General features: G+C 42.9%; 15 protein-coding genes and 1 tRNA gene. 13 read left to right on the forward strand and 3 right to left on the reverse strand.

Features of this window, described 5'->3' with window-relative positions; all coding sequences use genetic code 11:
• Positions 1-416 precede the first annotated feature (416 nt).
• The 11 genes from E2K74_RS04350 (at position 417) to E2K74_RS04400 (ending at position 12,936) form a co-directional block, all read left to right on the forward strand.
• Positions 417-1,430: a sulfate ABC transporter substrate-binding protein gene (locus E2K74_RS04350; protein ID WP_151206457.1), complete on the forward strand. Its 1,014-nt coding sequence runs from the start codon at positions 417-419 to the stop codon at positions 1,428-1,430.
• Positions 1,431-1,458: 28 nt separating this feature from the next.
• Positions 1,459-2,064 carry an alpha/beta hydrolase gene (locus tag E2K74_RS04355; protein ID WP_151206458.1) on the forward strand — a complete coding sequence of 202 codons (606 nt, stop codon included), beginning with the start codon at positions 1,459-1,461 and terminating at the stop codon, positions 2,062-2,064.
• Positions 2,065-2,150: 86 nt separating this feature from the next.
• Positions 2,151-2,984, forward strand: coding sequence for a sulfate ABC transporter permease subunit CysT (gene cysT, locus E2K74_RS04360; protein WP_151206459.1), 834 nt, complete (start codon positions 2,151-2,153; stop codon positions 2,982-2,984).
• Positions 2,981-3,874 carry a sulfate ABC transporter permease subunit CysW gene (cysW, locus tag E2K74_RS04365; protein WP_151206460.1) on the forward strand — a complete coding sequence of 298 codons (894 nt, stop codon included), beginning with the start codon at positions 2,981-2,983 and terminating at the stop codon, positions 3,872-3,874. The genes cysT and cysW overlap by 4 nt, the downstream gene beginning before the upstream one ends.
• 11 nt (positions 3,875-3,885) lie before the next feature.
• A complete protein-coding gene (locus E2K74_RS04370; protein ID WP_151206461.1) occupies positions 3,886-4,947 on the forward strand; it encodes a sulfate/molybdate ABC transporter ATP-binding protein in 1,062 nt (353 codons plus the stop codon).
• A 51-nt stretch (positions 4,948-4,998) separates the two neighbouring features.
• Positions 4,999-5,922, forward strand: a complete 924-nt coding sequence (locus tag E2K74_RS04375) for a CysB family HTH-type transcriptional regulator (protein WP_151203028.1) — start codon at positions 4,999-5,001, stop codon at positions 5,920-5,922.
• A 556-nt stretch (positions 5,923-6,478) separates the two neighbouring features.
• Positions 6,479-7,834: an amino acid permease gene (locus E2K74_RS04380; RefSeq protein ID WP_151206462.1), complete on the forward strand. Its 1,356-nt coding sequence runs from the start codon at positions 6,479-6,481 to the stop codon at positions 7,832-7,834.
• A gap of 87 nt (positions 7,835-7,921) precedes the next feature.
• A tRNA-Arg gene (locus tag E2K74_RS04385) sits at positions 7,922-7,997 on the forward strand.
• Positions 7,998-8,333: 336 nt separating this feature from the next.
• Positions 8,334-9,587, forward strand: coding sequence for an OmpP1/FadL family transporter (locus tag E2K74_RS04390; RefSeq protein WP_151206463.1), 1,254 nt, complete (start codon positions 8,334-8,336; stop codon positions 9,585-9,587).
• Between the two features lie 338 nt (positions 9,588-9,925).
• The gene (locus E2K74_RS04395; RefSeq protein WP_151206464.1) at positions 9,926-11,146 is read left to right on the forward strand and encodes an OmpP1/FadL family transporter; all 1,221 of its coding nucleotides are present in this window, start codon (positions 9,926-9,928) and stop codon (positions 11,144-11,146) included.
• A 404-nt stretch (positions 11,147-11,550) separates the two neighbouring features.
• Entirely contained in the window at positions 11,551-12,936 is a 1,386-nt protein-coding gene (locus E2K74_RS04400; RefSeq protein WP_151206466.1) for an OmpP1/FadL family transporter, read from the forward strand.
• Positions 12,937-13,006: 70 nt separating this feature from the next.
• Here the strand turns inward: E2K74_RS04400 and thrH are convergent, their stop codons facing one another.
• Complete coding sequence (gene thrH, locus E2K74_RS04405; RefSeq protein WP_151203033.1) at positions 13,007-13,624, reverse strand: bifunctional phosphoserine phosphatase/homoserine phosphotransferase ThrH; 618 nt, start codon at positions 13,622-13,624, stop codon at positions 13,007-13,009.
• Between the two features lie 205 nt (positions 13,625-13,829).
• On the opposite strand from thrH, the gene E2K74_RS04410 reads away from it, so the two are divergent.
• A complete protein-coding gene (locus tag E2K74_RS04410; protein ID WP_151206468.1) occupies positions 13,830-14,564 on the forward strand; it encodes a phosphoadenylyl-sulfate reductase in 735 nt (244 codons plus the stop codon).
• 175 nt (positions 14,565-14,739) lie between these two features.
• Positions 14,740-16,092, forward strand: a complete 1,353-nt coding sequence (locus E2K74_RS04415) for a WS/DGAT/MGAT family O-acyltransferase (protein ID WP_151206470.1) — start codon at positions 14,740-14,742, stop codon at positions 16,090-16,092.
• 188 nt (positions 16,093-16,280) lie between these two features.
• On the opposite strand, the gene E2K74_RS14685 is transcribed toward E2K74_RS04415, so the two are convergent.
• Both E2K74_RS14685 and rng read right to left on the reverse strand, forming a co-directional pair.
• A complete protein-coding gene (locus E2K74_RS14685) occupies positions 16,281-16,454 on the reverse strand; it encodes a PA1571 family protein (protein WP_162850565.1) in 174 nt (57 codons plus the stop codon).
• A 133-nt stretch (positions 16,455-16,587) separates the two neighbouring features.
• Positions 16,588-18,042: a ribonuclease G gene (rng, locus tag E2K74_RS04420; RefSeq protein ID WP_151203036.1), complete on the reverse strand. Its 1,455-nt coding sequence runs from the start codon at positions 18,040-18,042 to the stop codon at positions 16,588-16,590.
• Positions 18,043-18,075 lie beyond the last annotated feature (33 nt).

Below are 18,075 nucleotides of genomic sequence, written 5' to 3' on the forward strand. Positions count from 1 at the left end.
ATTGAGTCCATGCTGGAAAAAACTACCGATCCAATGATTCCTCTTAACCATCGGATACTGGTTCTGATCAAGCATTGCTCTTCGCAATACCAAGGTATCGAAGCAAGACAGTCCTACACTCAAGTCATTAAAAGCGCCCATCCTTCAGAAAAAATAATGCCTAAACTCAGGGACAAAAATAGCAATTAGACCACTATCGGGCCTTGGATGAGAGGATCACAAGCAATCACACAAAAGCCTGACTCATCTGGTCACTCAGTCAGGCTCTTTTTTATAAGCATAGACTCATGACCAGTACTTAAGTGCTTATTATCTCTTTTTTTCATATTGAATTCATTTTTAGTTATTTTTTATGCATAGCTAATAGGATTATGCTGCGCTTAAGTTAAAAGACATAGAAAAGAGCGGGGATGCAGATGAGCATTGTACAGACATTAAAACTTGGGGTTTTAGCTATAGCGATTTCGGCAAGCTCTTTTGGTGCGATAGCACAGGATTTTCTTAACGTTTCTTATGACCCGACCCGGGAACTGTATGAAGAGATCAATAAAAATTTCAGCAAATACTGGGAAAGCCGTACCGGTCAGAAAATTAATTTTAAACAGTCGCATGGCGGTTCAGGCAAACAGTCACGTGCTGTGCTGGATGGCTTAGAGGCAGATGTTGTTACTCTCGCACTGGCAGCCGATATTGATGTGCTGGCAAAGAAAGCCCAGCTGCTACCCACAGACTGGCAGAAAAAATTACCGCACAACTCAACCCCATATACCTCAACAATTGTCTTTCTGGTTCGTAAAGCCAATCCCAAAGGGATTCAGGACTGGGATGATCTGGTTAAACCCGGCGTGGCCATTATTACGCCAAACCCAAAAACTTCCGGCGGCGCACGCTGGAACTATCTTGCTGCCTGGGCTTGGGCCAAACACCAGAAAGGTGGCAATGATGCCAAAGCCCGCGATTTTGTGCGTCAAATATATAAGCAGACCAAAGTTCTGGATTCAGGTGCACGTGGTGCAACCACGACTTTTGCTGAACGCGGTATCGGAGATGTCTTGCTAACTTGGGAAAATGAAGCACATTTAGCCCTGCGTGAACAGCCCGGCAAGTTTGAAATTGTGACGCCCTCTCTTTCAATTCTGGCTGAACCACCGGTTGCCATTGTCGAGAAAAATGCCCAGGCAAAAGGCAATAGCTACCTGGCCAAAGGTTATTTGAATTTCCTCTATTCCCCATTAGGTCAGGAAGTTGCAGCAAAAAACTATTACCGTCCGCGCAATAAGGCAGTACTTAAAAAATACCAGCAGACTTTTAAGCCACTAAAACTGGTGACGATTGAGCAGGAATTTGGCGGCTGGACTAAGGTGCAACAGACCCATTTTGAAAATGGCGGAATTTTCGACCAGATCGTCAAAGCCAATCAAGCGAAATAACAACTCATTACTTTTAAGGAGCATCGATATGACACATACGCTTATTGTTCCAGGTGTGGGTGGGAGTGAATACTGCCACTGGCAGACATGGTTACAACATCGTCTGATGCGCTGCTCCCGGGTACAGCAAAAAAACTGGCATCATCCTGTCCTGAATGAATGGGTGGCCGAGTGTGTCAAAACCCTTCAAGCCATTCCAGATGATGTGCAGATTGTAGCGCATAGCTTTGGCTGTCTGACCAGTCTGGCGACCCTTGCCCGGTATCCGGAACTGAAGGCCAAAATTAAAAATCTGGTGCTGGTTGCACCTGCCAATCCGGCACGTTTTGGGGAAAATGGGTTTGCAGATGACAGCCTGACGGATTACCGCGCCTATTTTCAGCAACTCAAGATTCAGGTGCCGACTCGCTTATTGATCAGTGAAAATGATCCCTGGCTGAATTTTGCAGATGCCTTGCAACTTGCCAAAGCCTGGAACATCAAACCGATTAATTTAGGTCAGGTCGGCCATGTCAATGTCTCTTCCGGTTTTGGGCCTTTTCCTGAAATTGAACAATACTTAATTTCAGAAAAGACTATGCCACATATCAGTAAAACTGATGACTGCAAGTATTTATTTAAATTTGCATTTTAGATGCTGCTAACTATGCTTGTGCCAAATTTGTTTTCTAATTTTCGCTGGTCAGCTTCCACCAGCATTCTCTCTTTTGAGGAGTAATCATGTCGCAGCGATCCCGAGTGCTGCCAGGATTTGGTCTTTCTCTAGGCTTTACCCTAGCGTATTTATCATTAATCGTTCTGATTCCGCTTTCTGCCGTTTTTATTAAATCACTGGGCATTGGCTGGGATGGCTTATGGGACATCCTGAGCTCTGAACGTATTTTAAAATCATTACAGCTAAGCTTTAGTGCCGCCATTATTGCAGCACTGGTCAATGTGGTTTTCGGTCTGTTACTGGCATGGTGTCTGGTACGTTACAGCTTCCCGGGTAAACGCATTATAGATGCTCTGGTCGATTTACCTTTTGCCCTGCCAACTGCAGTGGCGGGTATTGCCCTAACTTCTTTGTATGCACCGACCGGCTGGATTGGCCAGTATCTTGAGCCACTTGGAATTCAGGTGGCCTATACACCAATTGGTATTACCCTGGCTTTAATCTTTATCGGTTTGCCTTTTGTGGTGCGTACGGTTCAGCCGGTTCTGAGCGATCTGGAAACCGAGCTGGAAGAAGCGGCATCTGCGCTGGGTGCCAACCGTTTGCAGATTGTTACTAAAATCATCTTCCCGATTTTATTGCCAGCGTTAATTACCGGTTTTGCCTTAGCATTCGCTCGCGGTGTCGGGGAATATGGTTCGGTCATCTTTATTGCGGGTAACCAGCCTTTTGAAACGGAAATTGCGCCCTTAATGATCATCTCCCGTCTGGAAGAATATGATTATGCCGGTGCCACCACCATTGCGGTGGTCATGCTGGTATTGTCTTTTGTGATCTTGTTCCTGATTAACTTAGTCCAAGCCTGGGCCAGCCGTCGTACCGGGAGAACTGCGCGATGAGTTTAAATACCAACAGCAATGCGCTGGCTGAAAAACTACAATCACGCGATGCGACTCGAGAGCCGACCTGGGTGCGCTATACCCTGATCACGATTGCCATGATTTTCTTCCTGAGCTGCCTGATTCTTCCTCTGGTTTTAGTCTTTGTAGAAGCATTTAAACAAGGGGTCGGAGTGTATGCCCAAGCTCTGGTACATCCAGATACCCTGTCTGCCGTGAAGCTGACCTTACTGACTGCCGCAATTGCAGTGCCTATGAATGTGGTTTTTGGTGTAGCGGCAGCCTGGACTGTGGCGAAATTTAACTTCCGTGGCAAATCGATATTAACCACCATCATTGACATGCCGTTCTCTGTATCGCCGGTGATTGCAGGTTTGATGCTGGTCCTAATTTTTGGCAGTCAAGGCTGGTTCGGCGGCTGGTTGATGGATCATGACATTAAAGTTTTATATGCCGTACCTGCCATTGTCTTGGCCACAATCTTTATTACTGTACCTTTTGTGGCACGTGAGCTGATTCCGCTAATGGAAGCACAAGGGACTGAAGAAGAAGAAGCAGCGATTGTATTGGGTGCATCGGGCTGGCAGACTTTCTGGAAAGTCACCCTGCCTAATATCAAATGGGGGCTGATCTACGGCGTGATTCTGTGTAATGCCCGTGCAATGGGTGAGTTTGGCGCTGTATCGGTCGTCTCCGGTCATATTCGCGGTGAAACCAATACCTTGCCGCTGCATGTCGAAATTCTCTATAACGAATATACCTTTAGTGCTGCGTTTGCTGTGTCCTCACTGCTGGCTTTCCTCGCGATTATCACCCTGATTTTAAAAACCTGGGTGGAGCTGCGTCAGGAACGACAAAGCAAACGTAATGAAGATTCAACAGTTTCTTAAGGAATGCCCACATGAGTATTCAAGTTAAAAATATTGAAAAACACTTTGGTGCATTTCATGCACTGAAAAATATCTCCCTCGATTTTCCAGATGGTCAGCTCGTTGCACTCCTGGGTCCATCGGGCTGTGGTAAAACCACCCTGCTGCGGATTATTGCCGGTCTGGAATCAGCCGATGGCGGTCAGGTTATTTTAGAAGGCCAAGATGCAACCCGGGTACATGTGCGTGAACGTGAAGTGGGCTTTGTATTTCAACACTATGCCCTATTCCGCCATATGACGGTTTTTGACAACGTCGCTTTCGGTCTGCGTGTACGTCCACGTTCGACTCGCCCTTCCGAAGCAGAAATTAAAAAACGTGTCACCCGTTTGCTGGATCTGGTTCAGTTAGGTTTTCTGGCTGACCGTTATCCGGCACAGCTCTCTGGCGGCCAACGTCAACGTATTGCTTTGGCACGTGCTTTAGCGGTTGAGCCACGTGTCCTGTTACTGGATGAACCCTTTGGTGCGCTGGATGCCAAAGTGCGTAAAGAACTGCGCCGCTGGCTACGCACCCTGCATGATGAACTGCATATCACCTCTATTTTCGTGACTCATGACCAGGAAGAAGCGCTTGAGGTAGCAGACCAAATTATTGTAATGAACAAAGGTAATGTCGAGCAAATTGGTTCACCGCGTGAAGTCTATGAAACTCCAGCCACCCCCTTTGTATTTGACTTTCTGGGACAGGCCAACCGCTTTGAAGGAAAAAATCATGGCGGTATTTTACAACTGGGTGAGGACCGCATCCAGTTTGATGCCGCCAAACAGTCAGCCCAAGGCAATGTCATTGTTTTTGCACGCCCCGATGAACTGCGTATACACGCGCAGCCGCAGGACAATGCCATTCAGGCGACCTTCTTGCGTGAGGTCTGGATTGCTGGCAAAGTAATTGCTGAGCTCAGTGATCGTCAAGACAACCTGATTGAAATTTCTTTGACCCCAGAAGAAGCCAGAGCACATCAGTTCAGACCGAATCAGACCGTTTGGTTAAGTGCATTAAACCTGCATTTGTTTGAAAATCAGGTCGCTTAAGACCAAAGGTGGGGCGATAATATGCCCCATCCTCTTATAGAGTATATCATCATGAATTTCCAACAATTAAGAATTATCCGGGAAACGGTTAGACAGAAATTTAACTTAACTGAAGCTTCAGCAGCACTTTATACTTCACAATCTGGAGTAAGCAAACACATTAAAGATCTGGAAGATGAGCTGGGGGTACAGCTTTTTATTCGCAAAGGCAAACGCTTACTTGGTCTGACTGAACCGGGTCAGGCTCTATTGGGCATTGTCGAACGTATGCTAGTCGATGCGGATAATATCAAACGTCTGGCGGATGACTTTAACAAAGTCGATGAAGGCACACTCACGATTGCCACGACCCATACGCAGGCACGTTATATCCTGCCGCCCATCGTAAACCAGTTTAAAAAAGAGTTTCCTAAAGTCCATCTGATTTTACAGCAAGCCAGTCCAGTCGAAATTACTGAAATGCTGCTGCAAGGTGAGGCTGATATCGGAATTGCCACCGAAGCGCTTACAACTGAAGATAATCTGGTGAGCGTTCCCTACTATACCTGGCAGCACAGCATTATTACCCCGCAAAATCACCCATTAACAGCTATAGAGCATATTCAGATTGAGGACTTAGCCAGCTACCCAATTATTACCTATCATGGTGGTTTTACTGGCCGTTCTAAAATTGACAAAGCGTTTGAAGATGCAGGTGTTGATGTCAATATTGTAATGTCTGCACTTGATGCCGACGTGATCAAGACCTATGTGGAGCTGAATATGGGCGTGGGAATCGTCAATGATGTGGCTTATGATTCAGAACGGGATTATCGCCTAAAACAGATTAAAACTGAGATTTTTGGCTTAAATACCACCTGGATCGCTGTTCGTAAAGGTCATCTGTTGCGGGGATATGGTTATGAGTTTATTTCACTCTGCTCGCCCGATGCCGATATTAAAGCCTTAAAGAGAGTCGCTTATCCGGATGAATAGAAACTAAAAAATTGAGAGGCGCTATGGCCTCTTTTTTAATGAGTGCGTGTTGGTCTTCTGTCTATACGACAGATTCAAGGCACAAGTACAATCAAGAAAACAGCCCTATCCCCCTTCTCTATTTTCGTTTATCGTTCTTTAAATCGGCTCAAGTGGTCTAAAAATAAGTTTCTGTACTTGCGGGCGGATTCATTTTTACTATTTCAAGCAGAATAAACTCTGTCTTTTTTTCTTGAAAAGTTACAGATATGAGGACATTGAAAACTTTCAAATTACAAATTAAAAATTCAAATATTCCAGCATATCTGAGTTTTTATCCCATTGCTCAGGTGTCACATCTGGTTTGCAGCCTATTCGCCGGCAAAAAGTAAAAATCCGTCAATTATTGTGTCAATAAAAATAAGCCATTGATTAATTGATATTATATTTAATTTACCACCATAAATAATCATTATTGTTTTTATAGCCATCATTGATTTTTATGATGCACTAGGCTTCTTATCTTTGATCTATTACAATCAGCGACTTATTATTTTCCATTGTCGGGCTGAAAACTTTGAATAACGAGTCTTCACAACTTCAGCGTGGCTTAAAGAACCGTCATATTCAGTTGATCGCCATGGGCGGTGCAATTGGCACAGGCTTATTCTTAGGTTCCGCACAGGTGATCCAATCAGCTGGCCCTTCTATTATTTTAGGCTATGCCATTGGTGGATTAATCGCATTCTTAATCATGCGCCAATTAGGTGAAATGATTGTTCATGAACCGGTTGCCGGTTCATTTAGCCATTTTGCTTATACATATTGGGGGAAATTCCCGGGTTTTCTTGCAGGCTGGAACTACTGGATTTTGTATATCCTGGTTGCCATGACCGAACTGACTGCTGTCGCAAAATATATTAACTACTGGTGGCCACATATCCCTGCCTGGGCATCAGTTCTGTTTTTCTTTATTGTGATTACCCTGGTCAACCTCGGCAATGTAAAATTCTATGGTGAATCAGAATTCTGGCTGTCAATTATTAAAGTGACTGCGGTCGTTTCGATGATTGTCTTTGGCCTCTATCTGATTTTAACAGCAGATGCCTCCTCAACAGCATCTTTTAGTAACCTTTGGACTGCAGGCGGCTTCTTCCCGAACGGCTTTGAAGGCTTGTTCTATATGCTTGCATTTCTGATGTTCGCTTTTGGCGGGATTGAGCTGATTGGTATGGCAGCAGCAGAAGCTGATGATCCGGAAAAAACCATTCCTAAAGCGATTAATCAGGTGGTTTTCCGTATTCTGATCTTCTATGTGGGTGCTTTGACCATTCTCTTGTCTCTGGTACCTTGGAACCAGCTTGAACTTGGTGGCCTGGATAAAAGTCCATTCGTCATGATTTTTAGCCAGCTTGGTATTGGCTGGGCTGCTCATCTGCTTAACTTTATTATTTTGACTGCTGCGCTTTCTGTCTATAACAGTGGAATGTATGCAAATAGCCGTATGCTGTACGGCCTGGCACATCAAGGGAATGCCCCTAAAGTGTTCAAAACAGTCAATAAACAGGGAGTTCCGGTTCCTGCAGTGCTTTTCTCTGCGCTACTGATCTTTGGTTGTGTCTTGCTTAATTACCTTGTTCCTGAAAATGCACTGAGCCATCTGATTTATATTGTCGTCGGTGCGCTGGTCTTAAACTGGGCCATGATTTCCCTCACCCATCTCAAGTTTTTACAGAGCATGAAGAAATCAGGACAAAAAACCAGTTTCCCTGCGCTTTGGTCACCTGCAGGCAATCTCCTGGTCTTAAGCTTTATTGCTATGATCTTGTATATCATGTGGACACAGGGCTTCAAGGAATCTGTACTGATGATTCCAATCTGGATCATTACCATGCTGTGTGTATTTAAATTGCTTAAGCCAAAAAATACTTGATACGCTGATTTATTTTGTATATTTAAAAAGTTACTGCTCCAGCAGTAACTTTTTTTATGCATTTTGCAGTAAAATAAACTTCTGTTTGCGCCCTTAGCTTAACTGGATAGAGCAGTTGCCTCCTAAGCGACCGGCGTGGGTTCGAGTCCCGCAGGGCGCACCAAGAATAAAAATGTGATTTATTCCGCATAAAAAAACATGAAATTGCATCCTTTTAGAATATTTTTTAAACAAAAAAACATTTTCTTCTCATTATTTTATGCCTTTTACTATCAATAACTTAACCTAACCAACTCTTATATTTTGGTGTAAAAACTCTATTTTGATGCTTTTTTGAACCAATTAGTTTTTTCTAGAGCATTTACTCTTATTTTAATTGTGCTATTTTTGTCACATGGAGTAACAAATGATTGCGGTTCATCCCCCTAAAGTCTCCACAAATTCAACAAGTGCAAACAACAACGCTAGCTATAAATTTGTACCTCAAGGAAAGACATAAATGAAATTAAAAACATTAACGACTGCAATGATTCTCGCGACTGTACCAATGACTGGGGCATTTGCAGCAGCCCTAGATCGTTCAGGTCAATCTATTGCAGCCTTCCTGCAACCAGGGAATTACTTTGAGGCAGGAATTTCAGTTCTAGACCCAAATGTTTCTGGTAAAGCAAAAGCAGCTTCTGGGGGCGGAACATTATCTGATATGGCAGGGGATTACTATTTTCCAAGTGCTGCCATTAAATTCCAGCCAACCGAAAAGTTCTCTGTAGGTATTTTATATGACCAGCCATTTGGGGCAGATGCGGCTTATTCAAACTCTGATCCGTTAGTTGCAGCAGGTACTGGATTATTCCATCTTAATGGCGAAAGCACTGAAGTAGATGTAACTACACAAAGTTTATCTTTCATTCTAGGTTTCCAGCCAATTGAAAATATCAATATTTATGGTGGCGCCGTTTATCAAACTGTGGAAGGTGACGTACAACTTCGTGGAGCTGCTTATGGTTCTGCTAACGGTTTAGGTAAATATAACGCAACCATGAAAGAAGATTCTGCTGTTGGCTGGTTAGCGGGTGTCGCCTACCAAATTCCAGAAATTGCGTTAAAGGCATCTCTAACCTATCGCTCAGAGATTGATCATGAAGCTGCGACACGTGAATATGGTCAAAGTAATATCCTTGCTGTTGTAACACAAAATCCAGCAGCTGCTTTATATGATGTTAATACAACGACCAAAATTACAACTCCGCAATCTGTGAATCTGGATTTCCAAACTGGGATCATGGCAGATACAGTGGCTTTTGCAAACATACGCTGGGTCAATTGGGAAGACTTTTCTATCCGTCCAGAAAAATTTGATCAAGTAGGCCGTATTTTAGGTGCTGCCGGACAAACTCCTGATAATCCTAATGGCTTTGACTTAGTTGCTTATACAGATGACCAATGGTCAGCGACTGTAGGTGTAGGTCGTAAATTCAATGAACAATGGGCCGGTAATGCCTCAGTTGGCTGGGATTCTGGTGCAGGTAACCCAGTTTCAACGCTTGGTCCAACTGAGGGTTATTGGAACGTTGGTTTAGGTCTGCAATATTCTCCAGCTCCAAATTATTTTATCGCTGGTGGTGTTAAATACTTCATGTTAGGCGATGCAGATGCTCAACCTGCTTCTATGTTTGGAACAAATAATGCAATTGCCGAGTTTGAAGATAACGATGCTTGGGGCTACGGTTTAAAAATAGGCTATCGCTTCTAATGTAATCTAGACAACATAATAAAAGACCATTTTCGAATGGTCTTTTATTGGTTAAGCTTGATTGCCTACATCTCTATCTCAGTTGCTGGTTTTTACTACAATTAAAACTCATAAAAAATTAGTACTTTTACATTATTCTGCCTTTGATCGACCCTATATTAAATTTATATTTTTCATATATTTAAGCAAAAAAATCTAGTATAAATACTCTAGACAAGCATTTTCCTTAACCGCTATAGTTCACTTCTTCGACAAAGCTGAGTATTTACTCTTTTTAAAATTGTGTTACTTTTCCACAACTTTTAATAATTTTAATGTAACTCTGTCAAGGATGAGCCATGAAGCTTAAGCCAATTTCTATCGCGATTCTCCTGTCCACACTCCCTACTTCTGTTGTATTCGCTGCCGGTTTAGATCGTTCAGGTCAGTCCATTTCTGCATTTTTACAGCCGGGTAATTATGCAGAAGCAGGTATTTCAATCCTTGACCCTGAAGTAAAAGGAAAGGATACAAGTGGCAACAAAACAGGTGACATGGCAGGTGACTACTACTTCCCTAACGCTGCTCTAAAAATTCAAGCCACAGATCATTTCTCTGTTGGTCTTATTTATGATCAACCTTTCGGTGCAGATGCAGAATATTCTGGTAACAACAGATTTGTAGAAAACCGGCCAGTTCCATTTCAAGGCGGCACATCTGTTACTGTCGATACTCAAAACTTAAATTTACTTTTTGGATATCAACCGAACGAAAACTGGAATCTCTATGCAGGTGCTGTATATCAAACAGTAGATGGTACTGTTCTTTTACGTGGTGAAACTTATTCAGCATTTAATGGATATGATTTTAGAACAGGTGAGGATGAATCTGTAGGTTGGTTAGCAGGTGTTGCCTATCAAATTCCAGAAATAGCACTTAAAGCATCGGTAACTTACCGTGCTGAAATCGAGCATAAAATGAATGCCTCTGAGCGTTTTAATGCCGCAGGGATGACTGGAAACACAGTTTTAGATAACGCAATGATTGCTCTAGACTCTGCTAAAGGTGAAACTGCACTAACCACTCCACAGTCTGTAAATATTGACTTCCAAACAGGTATTATGCAAAACACTATTGCATTTGCTAATGTACGTTGGGTGGATTGGTCAAAATTCAAAGTGCAACCATACAAGTTTGGAAAACTTAGTGAAACACTTGGTCAAGCTGGTATGGTTCCAACCAAGCCAAATGGATTTAACCTGATTGACTATAAAGAGGATCAGATCTCAGCAATAGTAGGTGTGGGCCGTAAGTTTACAGATCATTGGGCGGCAAATGTATCGGTAGGCTGGGATTCTGGCGCCGGTAATCCTGTGACCACCTTAGGTCCAACTGACGGCTATTGGAGTGTCGGCACTGGCGTACGCTTCTCCCCTGCTACAAATTACTTTATTGGCGCTGGCGTAAAATATTTCTGGTTAGGCGATGCTGATGCTGTAACGGGAGCACATACACCCGCGGGCACATTCTCAGACAACCATGCAATTGCTTATGGTTTAAATATGGGTTACAGCTTCTAATCCCAAGGTATAAATACCAGCCAACTCTCTTTTAAAAAGAGCTTCATTAGAAGCTCTTTTTTTATACCCTTAATCCATTAAAATTTACACATACATTATTGCATGACTCATCTAAATTATTTGCTATTAGTTCTTTAAAATCCCCCGCTAGCTATAAGCCAAAGCAATATAGACCAGACACAAAAGAACAATTTTATTAATAAAAATATGCACATAATTAGAATTCTTACTTTATTTGGCTTTATTTTGCAACATCTTTATTTTATTAAAAATTCAAATTAGAACCTTTACTCTTTTTTTCTTTATGCTATGTTTTGCACATAGATATGATTAAAAAATAAATTACATATCTCATATTGTTATTAACGCATTGAAGCGTTTTTTTATACTAGGAAAGTAGAAAAATGAAGTTAAAAACTTTAACCAGTGCCATTCTATTAAGCTGCATCTCAACCTCAGGAGTTTTTGCAGCCGCCTTGGACCGTTCTGGCCAGTCTATTAGTGCCTTTCTTCAGCCAGGCAACTACTTTGAAGCAGGGGTTTCTGTACTAGATGCAGATGTATCCGGTCAGATGCGTGAAGGTTGGATGCCGCCAAACTCTCCTATTCAAGGCAAAGGTTTAGGGGGTACTGAATTATCAGATATGGCTGAAAGCTACCAGTTTTATAATGCAGCGCTTAAAGTTCAATTAACTGATCATTTTTCTTTCGGCTTAATCTATGATCAGCCTTTTGGCGCAAAGGCTAAATATTCAACTACTGATGCCAACTATTCTGACATCGGTACAGGCCAATCAGCACTAAAAGAGTCAGGCGCTTTCTTTGCGGGCGGTGAAGGTACTGAAGTGGATGTAAGCACTCAAAACCTATCAATGATTTTTGGATTCCAACCTAATGAGAATTGGAATATCTACGCAGGCCCAGTGTACCAAACCGTTAAAGGTAATATTAAACTACGTGGTGCAGCCTATGGTCCCTACGGCAGCGCGCTTTGTCCAGTTATGTGTTCAGGTCTCGCAACTGGTCCAGATAAAACACCATTTAAAGGTTATGATGCAAGTGTTGGCGAAGATTCTGCTGTAGGCTGGTTAGCAGGCGCAGCATTCCAAATTCCAGAAATTGCACTTAAAGCTTCTGTAACTTACCGTTCTGAAATTGATCATGATATCAATATCGACGAAACTTTAGGCTATGTCACCAATACTTTAGTATCTGGCCGCTTCCCTCCACTACAGGCTAGTAATATTAATGCCATCAATGCAAGCTCTGGCAATACCCAAATTACAACACCCCAGTCTGTAAACTTAGACCTTCAATCCGGCATCATGGAAAATACTGTTGCTTTTGCACAAGTACGTTGGGTAGATTGGTCGAGTTTTGCAATTCGTCCCTACAAGTTTGGTCAATTATCCTCTCAGTTAACTCAAGCAGTAGCTGGTACTCCACGTGGGTTTGACTTAATCGCTTATGAAAAAGATCAAATTTCTGCAAACGTGGGGGTAGGCCGTAAATTCAATGATCAATGGGCAGGTACAGTGATGGTGGGTTGGGACTCTGGCGCAGGTAATCCTGTCTCCACTTTAGGACCAACTGAAGGCTATTGGAGCCTAGGTTTGGGTGGTCAATTTAGCCCAACTCCCCAAACATTTATTCAAGCTGGAGTTAAATACTTCTGGTTAGGGGATGCTAAATCACAAGTTGCATCAGACTTTGGCACAGACAACTATGCAGCTAATTTTGAAGACAATGATGCAATCGGCTACAGCATGAAAATTGGTTATCGCTTCTAATTTACATCACAAAAATCAGGATTAAACAAGAAAGGGCGCCATGAGCGCCCTTTCTTGTTAACCTAAAAAATTAAGCTGGAATATCACGTACCGACGCATTACGAATCGCTTCTTTTAATGCATCATAACCATTGATTGGCGGAAACTGTGGAAACTCAGCAATCACATTTTCAGGTGCATCAAACAGAAAACCATGATCTGCTTCACCTAGCATAGTGGTATCATTATAGGAATCACCTGCTGCAATCACACGGAAGTTCAGGCCATGCAGAGCTTTTACAGCCTGACGCTTTTGGTCCGGCTGACGTAATTTATAGTCTGTGATCATGCCATTACCATCTGTTTCCAGTTTATGACAGAAAATAGTTGGCCAGCCCAATTGCTTCATTAAAGGATGGGCAAATTCATAGAAGGTATCTGACAAAATAATCAGCTGGAAATGTGTACTTACCCACTCTACAAATTCTTTTGCCCCTTCAAAAGGTCCCATCTCCGCAATCACGGCCTGAATATCATCCAGACCTAAACCATGCTGTTTAAGAATATTCAGACGCTGAGTCATAAGTACATCATAGTCAGGAATATCGCGTGTCGTTGCTTCAAGCTCCTTGATGCCGGTTTTTTTTGCAAAGTTAATCCAAATTTCTGGAACCAGAACGCCTTCTAAATCTAGACATACGACTTCCATGACTATCCCCTTTGAACGGTATTAAAAAAATCAGTCTTATGATAGCTGAAGAAATAAATTTTGCACTGCTCTTTTTAAAATCTATTTTCCTCATAAGTATTTATTTTTTAGTGCTAAGTCCTTTAAGTGAAGTCTATTAAAATGCCTATAAATTAAATTAGTTGATAGGCCGCGTCACTTCCAGGCCTATGTTGCCAGGACTCTTATGACCAAAATCCCGACTATTGATATGGTGGATGCGCTGGCATCCGAATATGCAGATAAATCACCGAGTGAAATTTTGGCGCTTGCGCTAAATCAATCTGGCGAGATTGCGATTTCCTTTTCAGGTGCAGAAGATGTAGTTCTGATTGATATGGCCTCACATCTGGGCAAGCCGTTCCGGGTATTTAGTCTCGATACCGGCCGCCTACATGCCGAAACGTACCAGTTTATTGAGCAGGTTCGCAAACACTATCATATTGATATTGAAATCTGCTTTCCGGAAACTGAAGCCGTTCAACAACTGACCACAACAAAGGGTATGTTTAGTTTTTATCAAGATGGTCATCAGGAATGTTGTGGGATTCGCAAGGTTCAGCCTTTACGTAAAAAACTGGCGACGCTGGATGGCTGGATTACCGGGCAGCGCAAAGACCAGAGTCCGGGCACCCGTCAGGAAATCCCAGTGGTACAGGCGGATCTCGGCTTTTCTGGCCCCGGCAAACAGCTGATCAAATATAATCCGCTAGCAAACTGGTCAAGCGCCGATATATGGAGTTATATCCGCATGATGGAGATTCCTTATAATTCGCTACATGAAAAAGGCTTTATTTCAATTGGCTGTGAGCCATGTACCCGCCCTGTACTTCCAAACCAGCATGAACGTGAAGGTCGCTGGTGGTGGGAAGAAGCCACTCATAAGGAATGCGGTTTGCATGCCGACAATTTAAAAAAATAATCTGGTAAAAACCACCGCCTTGTCGGTGGTTTTTTTGTAAACCTATCCGCTACATAAAAGTACTCCTTTTATGTATGTGGCAAAATCGCTATACTTTATCTTACGATACCAATAATTCTAACAAGGTTGCTTGCACAAAAGCAGCTGAAGAAAATGCAGTGAGGCAATCTACGCTATGCGTCCATTACATCCGATTGATTTTATTTTTTTAACTTTAGAAAAACGCCAGCAACCCATGCATGTCGGCGGATTATTTCTGTTTCAAATCCCTGAGCATGCACCCGCCTCTTTTATTCAAGACTTAGTGAGCGATATTCGTAATTCAAAATCTTCTCCGATTCCCCCTTTTAATAATTACTTAAACGGCCTATTTTGGGACGAAGATGAAGAATTTGATCTTGAGCATCATTTTCGGCATATCGCTCTGCCTAAACCTGGACGTATTCGTGAATTACTCAGCTATATTTCCCAGGAACATAGCGCACTGATTGATCGGGCCAAGCCTTTATGGACTTGTCACATTATTGAAGGCATTGAAGATAACCGTTTTGCCATGTATTTCAAAATACATCATGCCATGGTAGATGGCATTGCCGGAATGCGTCTAGTCGAAAAATCCCTGTCCCACGATCCGGATGCAAAAAGTATTGTACCTCCCTGGTGTGTACAGGGCCCACGGGCTAAACGTTTAATGACCCCGAAGGTGAGCCGGCTAAAAAATATCCTGCGGACTATTAAAGGACAGCTTGAATGTACTCCACGGGTCGCTTACGAGCTGTCTCAGACCATAATGAAAGATATGGGACGCAATCCCGACTATGTATCCAGTTTTCAGGCTCCCTGTTCTATTTTAAACCAGCGGGTCAGCTCCTCGCGCCGTTTTGCCGCCCAATCTTTTGAATTTTCACGCCTGCGTCACATTTCCAAAGCGTTAGGGGTGACCATTAATGATATTGTACTGGCGATTTGCTCAGGCGCCTTACGTGAATATCTGCTCAGCCAGAATGCACTACCTAAAAAGCCTCTGATTGCCATGGTACCAGCTTCAGTACGCAGCGATGACTCCGATCTTTCCAATCGGATTACCATGATTCTGGCAAATCTCGGTACGCATAAAGATGACCCACTGGAGCGTCTAGACATTGTACGCCGCAGCGTATTAAATGCCAAAGAACGTTTTAAACGCATGAATGCCAATCAGATTTTAAACTATAGTGCATTTATTTATGGTGCAGCCGGTTTAAATATTGCATCGGGTTTAATGCCTAAACGTCAGGCGTTTAATCTGGTCATTTCAAATGTTCCAGGACCGCAAGAGCCACTTTACTGGAATGGCGCGCGTCTGGAAGCCCTCTACCCTGCCTCGATTATATTGGACGGTCAGGCACTGAATATCACGATGACCAGCTATCTGGACAAACTTGAAGTCGGCCTCACTGCCTGCCGTAATGCCTTACCGAAAATGCAAAACCTGCTGACTCATCTAGAAGAAGAAATTCAACGTTTTGAGCAACTCATAGAGAGCTAATCCCCCCTGAAGTTACAAGCGGTAGCTTAATTGCCTCCCCTACAGAAAGACATTAACTCAACAATTTGGCATTAAGCACTTTTGCCAATCCCGCAAAGACAAATAAAGGGATCTGATCGATCCCTTTAGTTATTGATTTACATCAAGTGAATTATTTTTATACAGAAAATAAAATCGTTAAACTTGAATTAACCCTTAATAGTACGACACTGTTTTAATAACTGATGGCATACCGTACGAATCATAGAAGCAGTAATCTGAACTTCATTACCGCGCTCATCAACAATATATCCAGCATGAACAGTTTTTGGTTCTAGTACATGTTTTAGGCTTTTATTTACAACCGCTTTACTCATACTCATCATATACTCCTTTTGCTAAGCCTAGAACGGGGAGAAATGGCTTTGGCTAATTTGATGTTTCTAGTATTGTAAATCTCGACCCAATTGTAAAATTCCAGATGTAACAAGTGTTTAACGATATTCTGTTACAATTTCAGCTCAGAATGATATCGTATTGCTCTTGCGTATATAAATTTTCCACTTGGAACTTAATCACGCGATTAATAAAATGCTCAAGATCAGCGACTGCTGGTGCTTCTGCAGTTAACAAGCGATCAATCACCGCAGGATGAGCAACGACAGTAAAGCCACTCTGTGACTCATATGCCCGTGCATAACGCAGAATTTCCCTAAATATTTCGTAACACACTGACTCTGCTGTTTTGACATAACCTCGCCCTTGGCAGGTTGGACATGCTTCACATAATAAATGCTCTAAAGATTCCCGGGTACGCTTTCGGGTCATTTCCACCAGACCCAATTCAGACACCTGGGTAATTTTGGTCTTGGCATAATCCCGTTCCAGCATACGCTCAAACTGCTTCATAACCTCTTCACGATGCTGGGCTTCCTGCATATCAATGAAATCAATAATGATAATTCCACCCAGATTACGCAAGCGCAGTTGACGTGCAATGACCTGGGTAGCCTCCATATTGGTTTTGAATACGGTATCTTCCAGGGAACGGCCACCGACATAAGAACCGGTATTGATGTCAATCGTAGTCATGGCCTCAGTCTGATCAATCATTAGATAGCCACCAGATTTGAGTGCGACACGGGTCTGCAAGGCCTTTTGCAAATCCTCTTCAACATTGTACAAGTCAAAAATAGGACGTTCACCTGGATAATGCAGCAAACGATCCTTCATGCTCGGCACGAATTCTTCGACAAACTCTTGCAACTTGCTATGAATTTCACGTGAATCAATATAGATTTTGGCGGTATTCTCATTTGCCAGATCACGAATCACCCGCTCAGGTAAAGGGAGTTCTTCAAAAATCAGTGAAGGGACTGCAATGACTTTTTGTTTACGCTGAATATATTCCCAGAGCTTGGCCAGATAAGCCATATCCTGAGCAATAGCGGCCTCTTCAATCCCTTCGGCAGCCGTGCGTACAATGACTGAACCCGGAAGCTTATATTCACCCTGAATATGCTCAATGATAGAACGTAAACGGTTGCGCTCATCTTCAGATTCAATCCGTTGGGATACTCCGATATGATTGCCATACGGCATCAGCACCAGATAACGTGAAGGAATCGAAAGGTCGGTAGAAAGACGCGCACCTTTGGTGCCCAACATGTCTTTCATAACCTGAACGGTAAGAATTTGTCCCGGTTGCAGCAGCTCAAATACATTTGGTGTAGGCTGATTGCGCGGCCAGACCATGTCATTAATGTGCAAAAAGGCAGTTCTAGACAGGCCGATATCGACAAAAGCGGCTTGCATGCCAGGCAGAACCCGGACCACTTTGCCTTTATAAATATTTCCAACCAGACCACGCTTGGCCGTGCGCTCGACAAACAGTTCATTGACTGTGCCGTTTTCAATTAACGCAACGCGGCATTCCATTGGCGTGACGTTAATCAACAATTCGTCAGACATAACAACACTCAAAACATTATAAAAATTCTTTTT

It is taken from the genome of Acinetobacter sp. RF15B (assembly GCF_007558235.1).
In the GTDB taxonomy this organism is placed as follows: Bacteria; Pseudomonadota; Gammaproteobacteria; order Pseudomonadales; family Moraxellaceae; genus Acinetobacter; species Acinetobacter lwoffii_C.